We start from the raw sequence: 16,062 nt of genomic DNA, 5'->3' as shown, positions 1-16,062 counted from the left end.
TTAGGCGTAGAAGTAAGTGGCAAGTCCGAGAAAGGACATAAAGCCGATCACGTCGGTGACGGTGGTCAGTGCAACCCCGCCAGCCAGCGCCGGATCAATTTTCAGTTTGTCCATAATCATCGGCAGCAGGGCGCCGGCAAGGGCGGCGGTTATCAGGTTGATCACCATGGCGGCGGCGATAATCACGCCGATGGTGCGGTCATCAAACCAGAGGGTGGCGGCAACAGCGACCACGGCTGCCCAGATCAGGCCATTGATGGCACCGACCATCACTTCACGATTGATCAACCAGCGACTGTTGTCCTTGCTGATATGACCCAGCGCCATGCCGCGGATCACGACGGTCAGGGTCTGGGTGCCGGCGACGCCGCCCATACTGGCTACAATCGGCATCAGCACGGCTAGCGCTACCACCTTGTCGATGGTGCCCTCAAAAATGTTGATTACCGCCGAGGCGATAAAGGCGGTAATCAGGTTGATGCCCAGCCACATGGCGCGGCGAGGTGCCGCTTTGATCACTGGCGCGAAGGTGTCTTCATCTTCATCCAGACCAGCCATGCTGAGCAGGGAGTGGTCGGCGTTTTCACGGATGACGTCGACCACGTCATCGATGGTGATCCGACCCACCAGCCGGCCTTCATCGTCGACTACCGGTGCCGATACCCAGTCGTGGCGCTCGAACAGTTTGGCCACTTCCGTGTCGGGCATGGAGGCGGGGATGGCTTCCAGATCTGTGCTCATCACTTCACGGATGGTGACGCTGGGGTCCGATACCAGAATCCGGCGCAGTGGCAGTACGCCGATGTATTCGTCGGAACGGCTGACCACAATTAGGTGGTCGGTCATTTCCGGCAGATTTTCGTGACGACGCAAATAACGCAGGGCGACGTCGAGGGTGATGTTCGGACGCACCGTGATGGTGTCCGTATTCATCAGACCGCCGGCGGTGTCCTCGTCGTAGGCCAGAATGTGTTCTACGCGCTGCCGGTCCTGATGGTCCATCGACGACAGCACTTCCTGAATCACACGGTCAGGCAGTTGCTGGAGGATGTCTACTAGGTCATCCGCTTCCAGATTCTCGGCGATGGCCGCGACTTCTTCCGCATCCATTTCACGCAGAAATTGCGCCTGAACTTCATCGTTCAAGTACTGAATGATGTCGCCTTCGGTTTCCAGGTCGATCAGTTGCCAGAGAAAGGCGCGGATTTTCGGCGGGGTGGATTCCAGCAGGTGGGCCACATCGGCAGGTGGCAGGCTGTTGAGCATACGCCGGATCGGCAGAAATTCGCCACTGCTCAGGGCCGCATTCAGCTCTTCCAGATGGCTTTGCGTATGCTTGTTGTCGCCGCTCTGCGCCATGGTTCTACCCTGAAGTTACAACGCCGGCAGTACACCGGAATCGGTCGGTACGGTTCAGGGTGTGATTATCCTTGAAAGATTATCTTTCAACAACTTGCAGGCGGCGCTTGAGTCGCTGTATCAGCTTTTTTCGGGCTTATTCACCTTCATCAAAGCGGCGATTGATGAGATCACAGATGGCGTCCAGGGCTTCTTGTTCGTCGTCGCCCGTGCACTCCAAATCTATTTCCGTGCCTTTAGCGGCGGCCAGCATCATCACTGACATAATACTTTTGCCATCGACAGACTGACCATTGGCGGTCACGGTAACGGTGCAGCCGTAAGCGGCGGCAGTCGACACAAACTTGGCGGCAGCACGTGCGTGCAGACCCAGTTTGTTGATGATGGTGATGCGGGTTTTCGCCATGGGCAATCCTGTTGTCGGGAGGGTCAACCCGGATGTTTATCCTGCAGTTCGCGATGCCGAATCTGCAGATTGAAAGGCTGGTCCGCCAGCGCCTTGGCCAGTTTTTCCGCCATGTAGACGGAACGGTGTTGGCCGCCGGTGCATCCCAGCGCTACGGTCACATAGCTTCGATTGCCCTTGGCCAGCTCCGGCAACCAGGTGGTGAGAAAATCGCGGATCATGACAAACATCTGAGCCACATCCGGCTTTTCTTCAAGAAAATTCTGTACGCCTTCATCGCGGCCAGTCTGGGCTCGTAGGCTGTCGTCCCAGTGCGGGTTGGGCAGCATGCGCAGGTCGAACACAAAATCAGCGTCCACGGGCAGCCCACGCTTGAAACCAAAGGATAAAATCTGCACCGCCATGCCGATAGCTTCGCCTTCGATCAGGCGTTCGCGAATGGCACTACGCAGTTCGTGAATTGTCAGGCCGCTAGTATCGATGGTGAGATCAGCTGCCGACAGAATTGGTTCCAGACGCTGGCGCTCGGTGTGCAGTGCTTCGGCGAGGGCCACCTGCTTATTACTCAGGGGGTGGCGACGTCGGGTTTCGCTGAAACGTTTGACCAGCGTTTGGTCGTCGGCATCCAGCACCACGATCTGCAGATCTACGTGAGGTTTGATTTCACCGATAATGCGATCGAAGTGGGCCAGTTCAGATGGCGTGTTGCGGGCATCGATACACACCGCCGCATGGTGGTACTCGCTTTGCTCGCTGGCGGATAACTCCCTGACCAGATCGCCGAGTAGCGACAGGGGCAGATTGTCGATGCAGAAATAGCCCTCATCCTCAAGCTGGTTGAGGGCAGAACTCTTGCCGGAGCCGGAACGGCCGCTGATGATGACCAGTTTCATGGAATGTAATCGATGGCGTTGCGGAACAGTTGGTCAGCGTCAGAGGCGCTGCGCAGCCGCTCTCTAAATTCCGGGTTGTTCAGCCGCTCGGCAATACTGGAGAGCGCTTTGAGGTGTTCATCGTGGCCTTCTTCCGGCGCGACCAGAGCGAACAGTATGTCGACCGGCTGATCGTCGACGGATTCGAAATTCACCGGCTCATTCAGCGTGATCAGGGCGCCAACAATGCTGGAGCAATTCGATACCCTGCAATGCGGGATGGCGACCCCGAAACCAATACCGGTGCTACCGAGGCGCTCACGGTTGAGCAGGTGGGTGTAAATTTCCTGAGCATTCAGCGCTGGGACATCTTCGCTGATGAACTGGGAAAGATCTTCAAGCAGGCGTTTTTTGCTGGTGCTTGCTGCACCGCAGTAGGTTCGCTCGCGTGTGAGAAAGTGCTCTAACAGCATGGCTCCTGGGGTTCCTGAGCAGTGACGAAGCGCGAAGCCCGAAGGCTTCGCGTTCGCGCGGACGGTCAGTGTCCGCGTTTCTTTTCTTTGTGTTTGATGAGCTGACGGTCGAGTTTATCAGCCAGCTGATCGATGGCGGCGTACATGTCTTCTGATTCGCAGGCAGCGAATAGATCCGCTCCAGCTACGTGGACGGTACCTTCGGCTTTTTGACGCAGCTTTTCAACGGTGAGGGTGACATCGGTATTGGTGATATTGTCGAAGTGGCGCTGGAGCCGGGTGAGCTTGTTGTTTACGTACTCTCTCAATGCAGGTGTAACGTCGACATGATGACCGCTTACAGTGATTTGCATAAATCGCTCCTTTTCGTATCAATGCCAACCGGAACCGGGCGCCGCCACGGTTTCGGAGTTTGCCGGACCGCGCCGGCGCTATCAGACCAGCCGTTTCCGCTCGTTTGAGGGCGGAATCACCATTGCTTCGCGGTATTTGGCAATGGTTCGTCTGGCGACCTGAATTCCCTGCTCGGCAAGCAGTGCCGTGATCTTGCTGTCGCTGAGCGGTTTCCTCGGATTTTCCGCTGCAATCAGTTTTTTGATCAGGGCCCGTATTGCCGTGGATGAGCATTCTCCGCCCGCATCGGTGGATACGTGGCTGGAGAAGAAATACTTGAGTTCGTATATGCCGCGCGGCGTATGCATGTACTTTTGTGTCGTCACCCGGGAAATGGTGGATTCATGCATTTCGACCGCTTCGGCGATGTCGTGAAGAATCATGGGTTTCATGGCTTCTTCACCATATTCCAGAAAGCCGCGCTGGTATTCAACAATTTTACTGGCCACTTTCATCAGGGTCTCGTTGCGGCTCTGTAGGCTCTTGAGAAACCAGCGCGCCTCCTGCAGGTTATCCCGGATGTAGGAACTGTCGGCGCTGCTGCACTGCTTGGTCAGTGAGGCATAGTGATCATTGATACGCAGCTTGGGGGCAATATCCGGGTTCAGCTCGACGACCCAGGTGTCCTGATGCTTGGTGACAAACACGTCCGGCACCACATATTCGGTGTCGGACGGAGAGATCATCACGCCTGGCGTGGGGTTCAGGGTCTGAATCAGTTTCAGTACCTGTTTCAGCTGTTCCTCGTTCACCCGCGAACGGCGCATAAGCTGGTTGTAGTCGCGCGAGCCAAGCAGGTCGAGGTGGTGGGTGACAATATCCTTGGCAGGCTTCAGCCATTCGGTATCGTCGGGCAGTTGCTGCAGTTGAATCAGCAGGCATTCGCGCAGATCCCGGGCTGCCACTCCCGGCGGATCAAACTGCTGGATCCGGTGCAGCACTGCGAGTACTTCATCTTCCTCGATATCCAGCTCCGGGTTGTCCGCCACGCTGTCGAGAATGTCTTCAATATCGCAGGTCAGGCGGCCGTCAGGGGCGATGGCATCAATAATGGCCATCGCGATCACCCGGTCTACGTCTGACATGCGGCTTAGATTCAGCTGCCAGCGCAGGTGGTCCTGCAGGGACTCGTCCGAGCTGCTGCGCGAGACTACGTCAAAGTCCGGGTTATCGCTGCTGCTCTGACGGCTAGGGGTCGTGGCGGGCTGGTAAATATCCTCCCAGCGGCTATCGACGGGCAGGTCATCGGGAATGCCTTCGTTCCAGGTCTCATCGACACTGACGCTGTCCCGATCGGCGCTGTTGGCGGTGGGCTCGGTGTCTTTGCTGTTGTTGTCGGCTTGGGCACTATCGGCGTCGGGGCTGTCGTCCTCGCTCACTTCCAGCATGGGGTTGGAGTCGATGGCGGCCTGAATTTCCTGTTGCAGATCGAGTGTGGAAAGTTGGAGGAGTTTAATCGCTTGCTGCAGCTGGGGTGTCATGGTCAGCTGCTGGCTGACTTTGAGCTGTAGCGATTGTTTCATAAGCGTTTGACTACCACCGATACCACTGAGTGACGAGAGGTGTTTTTAGGCACCTGTCATTGCAGTGTAGTCCGCCCTTCGGGACCCTGCAATACCCGTGCCGAATTGTGTAATTTGTGAGCAGAATTGCCCGGCAATAGAAGCTTTCGAGGGGTCAAAGGGTGAACTGATGCCCGAGGTAGATATCCTTGACGACCGGGTCATTCAGTACCTGTTGGGCATTGCCCTCGGCCACAATTTTGCCTTCGCCGACAATATAGGCCTTTTCACAGATGTCGAGTGTTTCCCGTACGTTGTGGTCGGTAATAAGCACGCCGATATCGCGCCTTTGCAGGTGGCGAATTATGTCCTTGATATCGTTAACGGAAATGGGGTCTACCCCGGCAAAGGGTTCGTCCAGCAGAATGAATTTGGGCTCGGTGGCTAGCGCGCGGGCGATCTCTACCCGGCGCCGCTCGCCGCCGGACAGGGCCATGCCGGCAGAATCGCGGATATGGGTGATATGGAATTCCTGCAACAGGCTTTCCATCATGCTCTTGCGCTGCTTGCGGGTCAGCTCCTTGCGGGTTTCCAGAATGGCCATGATGTTGTCGGCCACTGACAGCTTGCGGAAGATGGAGGCTTCCTGGGGTAGGTAGCCCAGGCCAACCCGGGCGCGCCCGTGAATACTCTCGCCGGTTACATCCTGTCCGTCGAGGGTTATACGGCCCTTGTCGGCGTTTACGATGCCGACAATCATGTAAAAACAGGTGGTCTTGCCGGCGCCGTTCGGGCCCAGTAGTCCGACAATTTCACCGCTGCGAATGCTCAGCGAAACATCGCGGATAATCTGGCGGCCCTTGTAGGCTTTGGCGAGGTTGTCGGCTCGAAGTTCCGCCATGGTTAGCGCTCACTACTCTCTTTTGATTGGTCAGCCGGGGCCTTATCGTCCTCGGGCTCCGCTGTCTGGGGGGAGGTCCGTGGTTGCAGGGTCAGATTGACTCGCTCCGGATTGCGGCCCTTGTCGCCCTCGGCTACAACGGTTTGCTGCTGGCTGTCGTAGGTAATGCGGTTGCCGCGTATTTCCGACCCCTGCTGTCGAATCAGGGCCTTGCCGGTGAGGATGACCTTGCTGTTGGCGACAAAGTACTCGATGGATTTTGCTTCCGCGCGAACGCTGCCATCGTTCTGTTCCAACTGCGCCGGTTTACCGATCGCCAGAATGCGGTTTACCTGGCGGTTCTGCTCGTCAATGGTCAGGCTGTCCGCCTTGATTGACAATAAGCCCTGGCGTAGCTCCACCCGGCCTTCATAGACGCCGCGCCCATTCTCGTAGCTGGCGCGATCGGCGCTGACGTTGATTGGCGCCCGGTTATCCGGTTTGAATGAGGGGCCGTCCTGACCATAGCTGAGGCCGGCGACCAACAGCAGGGCGAATACCCAACCGCGATCAGGGCTTCTCATAGACACCCCTTACGTCGGCCAGAAAGACAAGCTTCTCCGACTCCATCGCCGCGTGCATACCGGTGGCGGTGGTGACGGCGTTTGGGCTGGTAAATCGCACCGGGGCGCGCGTTTCGATGACGCTGTTGCGCACATCCAGCGTTAGTGCGGTGGTGACAATCCGTGCGTTGTGGATGAAATCTTTCAGCAAGACGTCCTGCTCCAGATCCAGTTGTTGGCCGTCGGCGGCGAGCATGCCGCGGCGGGCGGTCGCGGTCCAGGCCTGCGTGTTGTCTTTGATGCCCCGGTAGATTGGGGAGTGCAGCAAAATGGCGCCGTTGTGCTGGCGATTGGCCCGTTCTGCCTGCCAGCGATAGGCGATGCTGCCGTCGCTGCGAAAAGTGGTGCCCTCGGGTTCCAGCAGGTAGGAGTCAAATCGGCGCAGGGCCTGCAGATCTTCGCTGCCACCCATGACAATCTTGCCGCTTTCACCGTATTCAATAAATGACAGGATCAGCGCGCCGAGACCGATAAGGCCGGCAAACAATGACAGATTGCGGAGTTTCTTGCGACGTCGGTCTTTTGCCATGACTAGAGGTATTGCTCCCACGTCTCGATCAGCGTGTCCTGGGCTTTCATGATCAGCTCGCAGACCTCACGTACCGCGCCCTTGCCGCCGGCGGCGCTGGTTTGCCAGTCTGCATGCTGCGCGACATAGGCGTGGCCGTTAGCAACGGTGATGCCCAGGCCCGCGGCGCGAATCGCCGCCAGATCCGGCAGGTCATCGCCAATATAGGCAATGGCGGACAGGGGGAGTTCCAGATCACGACACAATTCCTGCAAGGCAGTCAGTTTGTCTTCACGGCCCTGATAGATGGTGGTGATCTTGAGTTCCTTTGCGCGGCGCGCGACCAGGTCGGATACCCGGCCAGTAATGATGGCCGTATCGATGCCGGTATCGCGCAGCAGTTTGATGCCCAGCCCGTCGAGAATGCTGAAGGCCTTGATCTCTTCGCCGCTGTTGCCAAAGTACAGACTGCCGTCTGTCAGCACACCGTCTACGTCGGTAACCAGCAGGCGCACGGCTTTGGCTTTATCCATTATGTCTTGCATCGACTTTCCTCAGGCCACGCCGGCGCGCAGTATATCGTGCAGGTGTACCACGCCCACCGGATGGTCGTCCGCGTCGACGACGATCAAGGCCGTGATCTTGCGGGTTTCCATAATGTAGAGGGCCTCGGCCGCGAGCATCCCGGGGTGCACACGCTGCGGGTTGCGAGTCATGGCATCGTCAATGGTGGCAGTCTGAATATTAATGCCCTGATCAATGGCGCGGCGCAGGTCGCCGTCGGTAAACAGTCCGAGCAAGGTGCCTTCCTTATTTTGCACCGTGGTCATACCCAGCGCCTTGCTGCTCATTTCCAGCAGGGCGCTGGTCAGCGGAGTACCACTCTGCACGGTCGGGATTTCGCTGCCCGTGTGCATGATGTCATCAATTTTCAGCAGCAATTTGCGGCCAAGTGCTCCGCCAGGGTGTGAGAAGGCAAAGTCTTCAGCGGTGAAGCCGCGGGCTTCAAGCAGGGCAATCGCCAGCGCATCGCCCAGTACCAGTGCGACCGTCGTGCTGGAAGTCGGCGCGAGACCCAGCGGGCAGGCTTCTTCCGTAACGCTGGCGTCGAGGTGGGCTTGTGCGGCAGTGGCCAATTCGGATTGCGGGTTGCCGGTCATGGAAACCAGTGGCACGCTGAGGCGTTTCAGCAGCGGCAGCATGGTAATCACTTCCGCCGTTGAGCCTGAATTGGACAGGGCCAGTACCGCATCCTGAGAGGTGATCATGCCCATATCGCCGTGACTGGCTTCGCCGGGGTGGACGAACATGGCGGGTGTGCCGGTGCTGGCGAGGGTGGCGGCAATCTTGCGGGCGATATGCCCGGATTTGCCCATCCCTGTCACTACGACCCGGCCGCTGCAATTAAGCAGGAGCTCGCAGGCGGTGCTGAACTGATCGTCTATGCGCTCTGACAGCGCAGCCACAGCGGCGCTTTCCATGGCGATGGTGCGGCGAGCGGATGTCAGGTAGTCGGCGGACATGCTTTTTGCTTTACTCACAAGAATTTATCGGGAATTGGCTACCATCGGCAGGCAATAGGCCGATATGATAAGAGGGCGGGGCACAAATTCCTAGCGTAGAGCGGGGAGCGATTTCCCATCCCTGAGGTCAAAGTGCTTCAGACGCCGTTGAAAACGGCGCACAAGACAACCAAGTGGAGTTGCAATGACGATGTATCAAAAACTGATTTCTCTGGTTAGCGTGGTGGTACTAATGCTGACATCGGTGTCGGCGTGGGCCGCCGAGCCCAAGGGGCCATACGAGGTGGTCGCTGATACCACCAGTCGTGTGACCAAGGTTATTGAGGAAGCGCGCAGCTATGTGGATGAAGATCCTCAGCGCTTCTACGATGAGGTTGAAAAAATTCTGTCGGATGTGGTCGATTTCCCCAGCTTCGCCCGGGGTGTGATGGGCAAATATGGTAGCAAGCGCTACTACGACACCCTGTCTGACGCGGAGAAGCAGAAATTCCGTGAGCGGGTCGAGCGTTTTACGGAGACCTTTCAGGACCGCCTGATTCAGACCTACGCCAAGGGTTTGCTGGCCTTTGACGGCAACCGGATTGAGGTTCTTCCCCTGGCCGAAGACGCCGACAAGGGCGGTAGTGTCAATGTGGAGCAACACATCTACGGCAATGCGCCGCAGCCCTATGTGGTCTATTACAAGCTCAAGCAGGGCCGCGATGGTGAGTGGAAGCTGCGTAATGTCAGTATCGAAGGTGTGAATCTGGGGCGTACCTACCAGAGCCAGTTCAGTTCGGCGGTGCGCCGTCACAATGGCGATATCGACAAGGTCATTGAGAACTGGGAAGTGGCCCCCGAGGGCGCTGTGGGTGATGACGGCAGCGACGACGCCTGATCCTCACGATTTTTTGTTCTGTGAACACCATGGGGTAGTGGCTGGTGGCGTCGATAGCCATTACCCCGCCAATTGCGTACAATTCGCGGCCTGATTTTTACGAGAATTGTCCCATGCTGATCGACGCTATCAAATCCCGACTAAGCTCTGAATTTCCGGGCTGTGACATAGATGCACAGGCTGACGGCAATCATTGCCATGTGCGCATCGTCGGCGAAGTGTTCGAAGGGCTCCGCTCCGTCAAGCGTCAGCAGATGGTCTACGCGGCTCTCAATGAGTGGATTGCCGATGGCAGCGTTCACGCGGTTCACATGAACCTTCAGACACCGGCCGAAGCCCAGGCCTGAGGCCGGGCGATTACCTACTGGGGAAGATCATGGACCGTTTGTTAATTCGTGGCGGCAAGCGCCTCGATGGTGAAATTCGTATTTCCGGCGCAAAGAATTCGGCGCTGCCGATTCTGGCGGCCACGCTGCTGTGCGACGAGCCAATTACCATCCGCAACCTGCCGCACCTGTATGACATCACCACCATGATTGCGCTGCTGCGCTGCATGGGGGTGGAGCTGATCATCGATGAAAAGCTCAGCATCGAGGTGCACGCCGAAACCATCACCGATCTCACGGCGCCTTACGAGCTGGTCAAGACCATGCGCGCCTCGATTTTGGTGTTAGGCCCGCTGCTGGCTCATTTCGGGGAAGCCCATGTGTCCTTTCCCGGTGGTTGCTCCATCGGCAGTCGCCCTGTAGACCAGCATCTGCGTGGGCTGGAAGCCATGGGTGCCCGCATTGAAGTGGATAATGGCTATATCCATGCCTATCGCGACGGTCGTCTGAAAGGCGCGCACATCTTTATGGATATGGTGACGGTGGGCGGCACCGAAAATATTCTGATGGCGGCGACGCTGGCGGAAGGTCGCACCATAATCGAGAATGCCGCGCGTGAGCCCGAAGTGGTCGATCTGGCCAACTGTCTGAATGCCATGGGCGCGAAAATTACCGGCCACGGTACCGATACCATTACGATTGAGGGTGTGGAAGGTTTGCACGGCTGTGACTACGCCGTAATGCCTGATCGCATAGAAACCGGCACCTATCTGGTTGCCGCTGCGGTCACCGGTGGCCGGATCAAAGTGAAAGATACCAATGCCGAACACTTGGAAGCGGTGATCGCCAAGCTGGAAGAGGCGGGCGCTGATATTAACGTTGGCGAGGATTGGATTTCGCTGGATATGCACGGTAAACGGCCGAAGTCAGTCAATATCCGCACGGCGCCTTATCCCGGCTTCCCGACGGACATGCAGGCGCAATTTACGGCCCTCAACGCGATTGCCAGCGGTACAGGCCGTGTGACGGAAACCGTGTTTGAAAACCGGCTGATTCAGGCCCATGAAATGAATCGCATGGGTGCGCGAATCAATATTGAAGGTAATATGGCGCTTATCGAGGGCGTCGAAAAGCTGCGCGCGGCGCCGGTGATGGCCAGTGATCTGCGGGCTTCGGCGAGCTTGGTTATTGCCGGCTTGGTGGCTGAAGGCGAGACTTGCGTGGATCGGATTTATCACATCGATCGCGGCTACGAATGTATCGAGGAAAAACTGCAGCTGCTGGGCGCCGATATTCGGCGACTGGCGGAGTAATCGGATTTAGAACAAAGGCGTGTCGTGGAAAAGCTGACCATTGCCCTGACCAAGGGCCGCATACTCAAGGATACCCTGCCGCTGTTCGCAGAGGCGGGCATCGAGCCTCTGGAAAATATTGCGGAAAGCCGCAAGCTGATTTTCGATACAACCTTGCCGCATGTACAGTTTGTCGTAATTCGCGGTACTGATGTGCCCACTTACGTGCAGCTAGGGGCCGCCGATATGGGGGTGGCTGGCAAGGATATGCTGCTGGAGCATGGCGCCGCCGGCATGTACGAGCCGCTGGATCTCGGCATTGCTCGCTGCAAGCTGATGACCGCAGTGATGGTCGATCGTGAGCTGCCTGCTGGGCGTATCAAGGTGGCGACCAAGTTCGTGAACGTGGCCCGACGCTATTTTGCAGCTCAGGGAACTCAGGTCGAGTTGATCAAACTTTACGGCGCGATGGAATTGGCGCCGATGATGAATCTGGCCGATGTGATTGTAGATATTGTTGATACCGGCAATACCCTGCGCGCCAATGGTATGGAGCCTGCCGAAACCATCGCCGATATCAGTTCGCGGCTGGTGGTCAATACCAGCTCTCTGAAGCGCAAACACGAAGCGGTAACCGACGTGACCGAGCGTCTGCGCAAGGCCGTCGCAGTGAGGGCAGCCAATGGCTGAGTCCATCATTCACCGCTTAAATGCTGATGCTGAGGGCTTTGATGCGGAGCTAGACGCGCTGCTTGCGTGGGAGGCTGTGTCAGATGCGGCAGTCGCTAACGCGGTTGAGAGCATCGTCGAGGCAGTGAAAACCCGCGGTGATGACGCGGTGCTGGACTACACCCGCCAGTTTGATGGCTCGACGGCTTCCTCCTTGTCTGAACTTGAGCTGCCAACAGCCCGGTTGCAGCAGGCGCTGGATGCGATTGATTCCGAGTTGAAAGCGGCGCTGGAACACGCTGCCGAGCGTATTCGCCAGTATCACGCCCATCAGAAACAAGAGTCCTGGTCCTATGCCGAGGCCGATGGCACGGTGCTTGGGCAGCAGATTCGGCCGCTGGATCGGGCGGGGCTCTATGTGCCGGGCGGCAAGGCGGCATATCCCTCGTCGGTGCTGATGAATGCCATTCCGGCCAAGGTTGCTGGCGTACCCGAGCTGATCATGGTGTCGCCGACGCCGGGCGGCAAATTAAATGAAGTAGTGTTGGCTGCGGCGGCTATCGCCGGCGTCGACCGGTTTTTTGCCATCGGTGGCGCGCAGGCCGTTGCGGCGCTGGCTTATGGCACGGAAACCATTCCGCGTGTCGACAAGATTGTCGGCCCGGGCAATATCTACGTTGCCACGGCCAAACGTCAGGTATTTGGCCAGGTTGGCTTGGATATGATTGCCGGTCCGTCGGAAATCCTGGTGGTCTGCGATGGCAAAACCGATCCGGACTGGATTGCGATGGACCTGTTTTCTCAGGCCGAGCACGATGAAGATGCCCAGTCCATTCTGATCAGCCCCGATCCTGCCTTCCTCGATGCGGTTGAGCAGAGCCTTGAGCGTCTGCTGCCGACCCTCGAACGCGCCGCTATAGCGGGTGTTTCGCTGCGCGAGCGCGGCGCACTGGTGCAGGTTGCAGATATGGATGCAGCCGTTGAGCTGGTTAATCGTATCGCGCCGGAGCACCTAGAATTGTCGGTGGAATCGCCACAAGCCTTGTTGCCAAATATTCGTCACGCCGGCGCAATCTTCATGGGGCGATATACCCCGGAGGCGCTTGGCGATTACTGTGCTGGCCCCAACCACGTACTGCCCACCTCGGGGACCTCGCGCTTTTCTTCGCCGCTAGGCGTCTACGATTTTCAGAAGCGCAGTTCACTGATTCAGTGTTCTGCAGAAGCCTCGGCGTTGGGGCATACCGCCTCTGTGCTAGCGCGCAGCGAATCCCTGACTGCGCATGCCCGCTCCGCTGAGCTGCGCTGGCCGCGTAAATAACCGGAAGCCCACAATGACTGATACCACTGCGCTGATTGAGCGCTGGGTGCGCCCCGAAATCCGTGCGATTGATGCCTATCATGTGCCGCCCGCCGATGGCATGGTCAAGCTCGATGCCATGGAAAATCCCTACTCCTGGCCGCCGGAGATGGTGGCGGACTGGCAGCAACGCCTCGAAGGCGCGGCGCTGAATCGCTATCCTGATGCGACGGCGGTCAAGGTAAAAGAAGGTCTGCGGAAGGTGATGGGCATTGCCGACGAGCACGACATTCTGCTCGGCAATGGCTCTGACGAAATTATTCAGCTGCTGGCGATGGCGGTTGCAGGTTCCGGTCGCACCTTGCTGGCGCCCGAGCCGGGTTTTGTCATGTATCGCATGATTGCCAGTTTTGTCGGTATGGGTTACTGCGGTGTGCCGCTGGACGAAAACTTTGATCTCGATCTGCCGGCCATGCTGGCGGCAATTGAGCGTACCCAGCCCGCGCTGGTATTTCTGGCTATGCCCAATAATCCGACCGGGAACCTGTTCTCGGCGGACAAGGTTGAAGCCGTGATCAAGGCTTGTCCCGGGCTGGTCGTGATTGATGAGGCTTATACCGCCTTTACCGATGCGGATCACCTGCCAAGCTTGCAGCATCCCAATGTGCTGGTAATGCGGACCCTCAGTAAGGTGGGGCTGGCCGGTCTGCGGCTGGGTATTCTGATTGGTGCGCCGGCATGGCTGCATGAGCTGGACAAGCTGCGCTTGCCCTACAACATCAATGTATTGACGCAGGTTAGCGCAGAATTTGCGCTGGATCATTTTGCGGTATTGACCGATCAGACCCAGACCATTCGCCGGGAACGCGAAGCCCTGTTTTCAGCCCTTGCGGCTATGGATGGCGTGACGTGTTGGCCCAGTGAAGCCAACTTTATCCTGCTGCGCTGCGCTGCAGCGCGCGAGGTGCACGCAACGATGAAAGCCGCGGGCGTGCTGGTGAAATGCCTGGATGGCGCACACCCGGCGCTTGCCGATTGCCTGCGCTTTACCGTGGGCACGCCGGATGAAAATGCGCGCATGCTCGACGCCTTTAAGGCCGCGCTGGCGGCCTGAGTTCAGCCGCTGGCAGCGACCGGTGCCGGGCGAATGCCCACCACAATATCCAGCCGCTGGCGTTCGCCAGCGCGCGCGAAATCCAAACTGACGGTTGAGCCGGGGCGCGTGGCGGCAATCTCATTCATGCCCGCATGACCATCGCCTACCGGGGTTTCGTTGATCGCGAAAATAACGTCACCGATTTTCAATCCCGCCTTGGCTGCTGGCCCGCCGGGCATAATGGCGCTGATCACGACGCCGTTGCTCTGCGGCGCGACCGATTTCACTTCCAGTCCGAGCCAGCCACGCACCGGGCGGCCGTATTCAATAATATCCTTCATGGTGCGCAGGGCTAAATCCGCAGGAATCGCCAGGCCAATGCCGGTAGAGCCGCCGGATTGAGTGTAAATGGCGGTATTGATGCCGATCAGGCGACCTTCGTGGTCAACCAGTGCGCCGCCGGAATTGCCCGGGTTGATGGCGGCGTCGGTCTGAATAAAGTTTTCGTAGTTGGTCAGCCCCAAACCATAGCGCCCCTTCGCGCTGACGATGCCCTGAGACATGGATTGCCCGAATCCATAGGGGTTGCCGATCGCCAGTACGATATCGCCTACCTGCACCTGCGGGGTATTGCCGAGAGCGATCGGTTGCAATTCGGGCAGGTTGATCTTGAGCACGGCGAGGTCTGTTTCCGGGTCGCTGCCAATCAGGCGGGCGATGGATTGGCGCCCGTCCTGCAGTAAGACCAGAATTTCGTCGGCGCCCTGAATCACGTGAAGGTTGGTGAGCAGGTAGCCTTGGTCAGAGACAATCACACCCGAACCCAGACTACGTTCTACCTTTTCGCGCTCAGCGGGATTACCGCGGCGAAAAAAATGACGAAGGATCGGGTCTTCAAAAACGGAGGAGCGAGGCGTCTGCACAACCTTGGAGGTGTAAATGTTCACCACCGCGGGAGCGGCCCGATTAAACGCACTGGCGTAGCCCGGCGCGGCACTGCTGCTGGCGGGCAGAGGCGCGGGGACGGCCGGTTGGCGCAGGGCGACAATGGCGAGGCCGGCGACAAGTCCGGCGATAACCGGCCACAGCAGCCAGCGCAGTGAGTTGGGCATATACAATCCTTGTCAGAGCTCGAATGACCGAAAATTATCGTCAATTCGCGTAAACTCGCATTCTACACACTCGAGGGGATTGATCGATATGAGCGTTGCGCTTTCTTCACTCCTGGGCCAGGCCAATCGTCTGCTGCAGCCAGAGAAGTTTCAGGACTACTGTCCGAATGGTCTGCAGGTTGAGGGCAAACCGGAGGTGAAAAAGCTGGTCAGTGGTGTAACGGCGTCGTTGGCCTTGATTGATGCGGCCATCGAACGAGGTGCCGATGCCATTCTGGTGCACCACGGATATTTCTGGCGCGGTGAAGATCCCTGTATCAGTGGCATGAAGGGGCGGAGAATTCGGCGCCTGCTGCAAAATGAGGTCAGTCTGCTGGCCTACCACCTGCCGCTGGATGCGCACCCGGAACTTGGCAACAATGCCCAGTTGGCCAAGCGGCTGGGTTTGATTGTGGATGGTGGCCTGCAGCCGGAGGCTGAATTTCCTATCGGCAACTATGGCCGCTTTCCACAGCCTATGCAGGCGCAGGATGTTGCGGCTCTGGTTTCGCGCAGTCTGGACCGCAAGGTCCTGTTGGAGGCGGTGGGTGATCGCCCCATACAGCGCGTGGCCTGGTGTACTGGCGGCGCTCAGGGCTATCTGGCGCAGGCGGCTGCGCTGGGGGTGGATTGTTATCTGACTGGAGAGGTTTCAGAGCAGACGATTCACGAGGCCCGTGAGCTGGGTCTGCATTTTATTGCGGCTGGGCATCATGCTACCGAGCGCTATGGTGCGCCGGCCGTGGCAGACCATCTCGCGGCCTGCCTAGGAATAGAGCACGAATTTATCGATATCGATAATCCGGCCTGAT

Annotated in this window: 19 protein-coding genes; 7 read left to right on the top strand and 12 right to left on the bottom strand. The window is 58.1% G+C overall.

The annotated features are described in order from the left end of the window. From mgtE to FHR99_RS06770, 11 genes are all read right to left on the bottom strand, one after another. On the bottom strand, window positions 1–1,359 hold the full coding sequence (gene mgtE, locus FHR99_RS06820) for a magnesium transporter (RefSeq protein WP_183409759.1): 1,359 nt from the start codon (window positions 1,357–1,359) through the stop codon (window positions 1–3). Between the two features lie 136 nt (window positions 1,360–1,495). Then, window positions 1,496–1,765 carry an HPr family phosphocarrier protein gene (locus FHR99_RS06815; RefSeq protein ID WP_183409758.1) on the bottom strand — a complete coding sequence of 90 codons (270 nt, stop codon included), beginning with the start codon at window positions 1,763–1,765 and terminating at the stop codon, window positions 1,496–1,498. Window positions 1,766–1,788: 23 nt separating this feature from the next. Then, window positions 1,789–2,658 (bottom strand): RNase adapter RapZ, encoded by an 870-nt coding sequence (rapZ, locus tag FHR99_RS06810; protein ID WP_183409757.1) that lies wholly within the window; start codon window positions 2,656–2,658, stop codon window positions 1,789–1,791. Continuing rightward, the gene (locus FHR99_RS06805; protein ID WP_183409756.1) at window positions 2,655–3,110 is read right to left on the bottom strand and encodes a PTS sugar transporter subunit IIA; all 456 of its coding nucleotides are present in this window, start codon (window positions 3,108–3,110) and stop codon (window positions 2,655–2,657) included. The genes rapZ and FHR99_RS06805 overlap by 4 nt, the downstream gene beginning before the upstream one ends. A gap of 65 nt (window positions 3,111–3,175) precedes the next feature. Then, window positions 3,176–3,463 (bottom strand): ribosome hibernation-promoting factor, HPF/YfiA family, encoded by a 288-nt coding sequence (hpf, locus tag FHR99_RS06800; protein ID WP_183409755.1) that lies wholly within the window; start codon window positions 3,461–3,463, stop codon window positions 3,176–3,178. Between the two features lie 81 nt (window positions 3,464–3,544). Further along, window positions 3,545–5,026, bottom strand: coding sequence for an RNA polymerase factor sigma-54 (locus tag FHR99_RS06795; protein WP_183409754.1), 1,482 nt, complete (start codon window positions 5,024–5,026; stop codon window positions 3,545–3,547). Window positions 5,027–5,180: 154 nt separating this feature from the next. After that, window positions 5,181–5,906, bottom strand: coding sequence for an LPS export ABC transporter ATP-binding protein (lptB, locus tag FHR99_RS06790; RefSeq protein ID WP_183409753.1), 726 nt, complete (start codon window positions 5,904–5,906; stop codon window positions 5,181–5,183). Window positions 5,907–5,908: 2 nt separating this feature from the next. Then, entirely contained in the window at window positions 5,909–6,469 is a 561-nt protein-coding gene (gene lptA, locus FHR99_RS06785; protein WP_183409752.1) for a lipopolysaccharide transport periplasmic protein LptA, read from the bottom strand. Then, window positions 6,456–7,037 (bottom strand): LPS export ABC transporter periplasmic protein LptC, encoded by a 582-nt coding sequence (gene lptC, locus FHR99_RS06780; RefSeq protein ID WP_183409751.1) that lies wholly within the window; start codon window positions 7,035–7,037, stop codon window positions 6,456–6,458. Before lptC ends, lptA begins: the two co-directional genes overlap by 14 nt. A 2-nt stretch (window positions 7,038–7,039) precedes the next feature. Continuing rightward, window positions 7,040–7,561: a 3-deoxy-manno-octulosonate-8-phosphatase KdsC gene (gene kdsC, locus FHR99_RS06775; RefSeq protein ID WP_183409750.1), complete on the bottom strand. Its 522-nt coding sequence runs from the start codon at window positions 7,559–7,561 to the stop codon at window positions 7,040–7,042. Window positions 7,562–7,570: 9 nt separating this feature from the next. After that, window positions 7,571–8,539 carry a KpsF/GutQ family sugar-phosphate isomerase gene (locus tag FHR99_RS06770; protein ID WP_183409749.1) on the bottom strand — a complete coding sequence of 323 codons (969 nt, stop codon included), beginning with the start codon at window positions 8,537–8,539 and terminating at the stop codon, window positions 7,571–7,573. A gap of 184 nt (window positions 8,540–8,723) precedes the next feature. Between FHR99_RS06770 and FHR99_RS06765 the strand changes: the two genes are divergently transcribed. The 6 genes from FHR99_RS06765 (at window position 8,724) to hisC (ending at window position 14,117) form a co-directional block, all read left to right on the top strand. Further along, window positions 8,724–9,416: an MlaC/ttg2D family ABC transporter substrate-binding protein gene (locus FHR99_RS06765; RefSeq protein ID WP_246386469.1), complete on the top strand. Its 693-nt coding sequence runs from the start codon at window positions 8,724–8,726 to the stop codon at window positions 9,414–9,416. 113 nt (window positions 9,417–9,529) lie between these two features. Then, window positions 9,530–9,763, top strand: coding sequence for a BolA family protein (locus FHR99_RS06760; RefSeq protein WP_183409748.1), 234 nt, complete (start codon window positions 9,530–9,532; stop codon window positions 9,761–9,763). Window positions 9,764–9,792: 29 nt separating this feature from the next. After that, window positions 9,793–11,055 (top strand): UDP-N-acetylglucosamine 1-carboxyvinyltransferase, encoded by a 1,263-nt coding sequence (murA, locus tag FHR99_RS06755; protein WP_183409747.1) that lies wholly within the window; start codon window positions 9,793–9,795, stop codon window positions 11,053–11,055. Between the two features lie 24 nt (window positions 11,056–11,079). Continuing rightward, window positions 11,080–11,724: an ATP phosphoribosyltransferase gene (gene hisG, locus FHR99_RS06750; protein ID WP_183409746.1), complete on the top strand. Its 645-nt coding sequence runs from the start codon at window positions 11,080–11,082 to the stop codon at window positions 11,722–11,724. Continuing rightward, window positions 11,717–13,024: a histidinol dehydrogenase gene (hisD, locus tag FHR99_RS06745; protein ID WP_183409745.1), complete on the top strand. Its 1,308-nt coding sequence runs from the start codon at window positions 11,717–11,719 to the stop codon at window positions 13,022–13,024. Before hisG ends, hisD begins: the two co-directional genes overlap by 8 nt. Window positions 13,025–13,037: 13 nt before the next feature. Further along, a complete protein-coding gene (gene hisC / locus FHR99_RS06740) occupies window positions 13,038–14,117 on the top strand; it encodes a histidinol-phosphate transaminase (protein ID WP_183409744.1) in 1,080 nt (359 codons plus the stop codon). Between the two features lie 2 nt (window positions 14,118–14,119). Here hisC and FHR99_RS06735 read toward each other — a convergent pair whose 3' ends face one another. Continuing rightward, entirely contained in the window at window positions 14,120–15,211 is a 1,092-nt protein-coding gene (locus FHR99_RS06735) for a S1C family serine protease (protein ID WP_183409743.1), read from the bottom strand. A gap of 88 nt (window positions 15,212–15,299) precedes the next feature. Here FHR99_RS06735 and FHR99_RS06730 point away from each other — a divergent pair, with 88 nt between their 5' ends. Further along, the gene (locus FHR99_RS06730) at window positions 15,300–16,061 is read left to right on the top strand and encodes a Nif3-like dinuclear metal center hexameric protein (protein WP_183409742.1); all 762 of its coding nucleotides are present in this window, start codon (window positions 15,300–15,302) and stop codon (window positions 16,059–16,061) included. The last annotated feature ends 1 nt before the right edge of the window (window position 16,062 follow it).

Origin of the sequence: Litorivivens lipolytica (assembly GCF_014191715.1) — a bacterium.
Classification (GTDB): domain Bacteria; phylum Pseudomonadota; class Gammaproteobacteria; order Pseudomonadales; family Spongiibacteraceae; genus Litorivivens; species Litorivivens lipolytica.
This window is presented reverse-complemented; position numbering and strand designations above follow the sequence as displayed.

What these genes read in the sequence shown, in the direction of transcription:
- mgtE (WP_183409759.1), bottom strand. Translation starts at nt 1,359, where the DNA reads ATGGCGCAGAGCGGCGACAACAAGCATACGCAAAGCCATCTGGAAGAG.
- FHR99_RS06815 (WP_183409758.1), bottom strand. Translation starts at nt 1,765, where the DNA reads ATGGCGAAAACCCGCATCACCATCATCAACAAACTGGGTCTGCACGCA.
- rapZ (WP_183409757.1), bottom strand. Translation starts at nt 2,658, where the DNA reads ATGAAACTGGTCATCATCAGCGGCCGTTCCGGCTCCGGCAAGAGTTCT.
- FHR99_RS06805 (WP_183409756.1), bottom strand. Translation starts at nt 3,110, where the DNA reads ATGCTGTTAGAGCACTTTCTCACACGCGAGCGAACCTACTGCGGTGCA.
- hpf (WP_183409755.1), bottom strand. Translation starts at nt 3,463, where the DNA reads ATGCAAATCACTGTAAGCGGTCATCATGTCGACGTTACACCTGCATTG.
- FHR99_RS06795 (WP_183409754.1), bottom strand. Translation starts at nt 5,026, where the DNA reads ATGAAACAATCGCTACAGCTCAAAGTCAGCCAGCAGCTGACCATGACA.
- lptB (WP_183409753.1), bottom strand. Translation starts at nt 5,906, where the DNA reads ATGGCGGAACTTCGAGCCGACAACCTCGCCAAAGCCTACAAGGGCCGC.
- lptA (WP_183409752.1), bottom strand. Translation starts at nt 6,469, where the DNA reads ATGAGAAGCCCTGATCGCGGTTGGGTATTCGCCCTGCTGTTGGTCGCC.
- lptC (WP_183409751.1), bottom strand. Translation starts at nt 7,037, where the DNA reads ATGGCAAAAGACCGACGTCGCAAGAAACTCCGCAATCTGTCATTGTTT.
- kdsC (WP_183409750.1), bottom strand. Translation starts at nt 7,561, where the DNA reads ATGCAAGACATAATGGATAAAGCCAAAGCCGTGCGCCTGCTGGTTACC.
- FHR99_RS06770 (WP_183409749.1), bottom strand. Translation starts at nt 8,539, where the DNA reads ATGTCCGCCGACTACCTGACATCCGCTCGCCGCACCATCGCCATGGAA.
- FHR99_RS06765 (WP_246386469.1), top strand. Translation starts at nt 8,724, where the DNA reads ATGACGATGTATCAAAAACTGATTTCTCTGGTTAGCGTGGTGGTACTA.
- FHR99_RS06760 (WP_183409748.1), top strand. Translation starts at nt 9,530, where the DNA reads ATGCTGATCGACGCTATCAAATCCCGACTAAGCTCTGAATTTCCGGGC.
- murA (WP_183409747.1), top strand. Translation starts at nt 9,793, where the DNA reads ATGGACCGTTTGTTAATTCGTGGCGGCAAGCGCCTCGATGGTGAAATT.
- hisD (WP_183409745.1), top strand. Translation starts at nt 11,717, where the DNA reads ATGGCTGAGTCCATCATTCACCGCTTAAATGCTGATGCTGAGGGCTTT.
- hisC (WP_183409744.1), top strand. Translation starts at nt 13,038, where the DNA reads ATGACTGATACCACTGCGCTGATTGAGCGCTGGGTGCGCCCCGAAATC.
- FHR99_RS06735 (WP_183409743.1), bottom strand. Translation starts at nt 15,211, where the DNA reads ATGCCCAACTCACTGCGCTGGCTGCTGTGGCCGGTTATCGCCGGACTT.
- FHR99_RS06730 (WP_183409742.1), top strand. Translation starts at nt 15,300, where the DNA reads ATGAGCGTTGCGCTTTCTTCACTCCTGGGCCAGGCCAATCGTCTGCTG.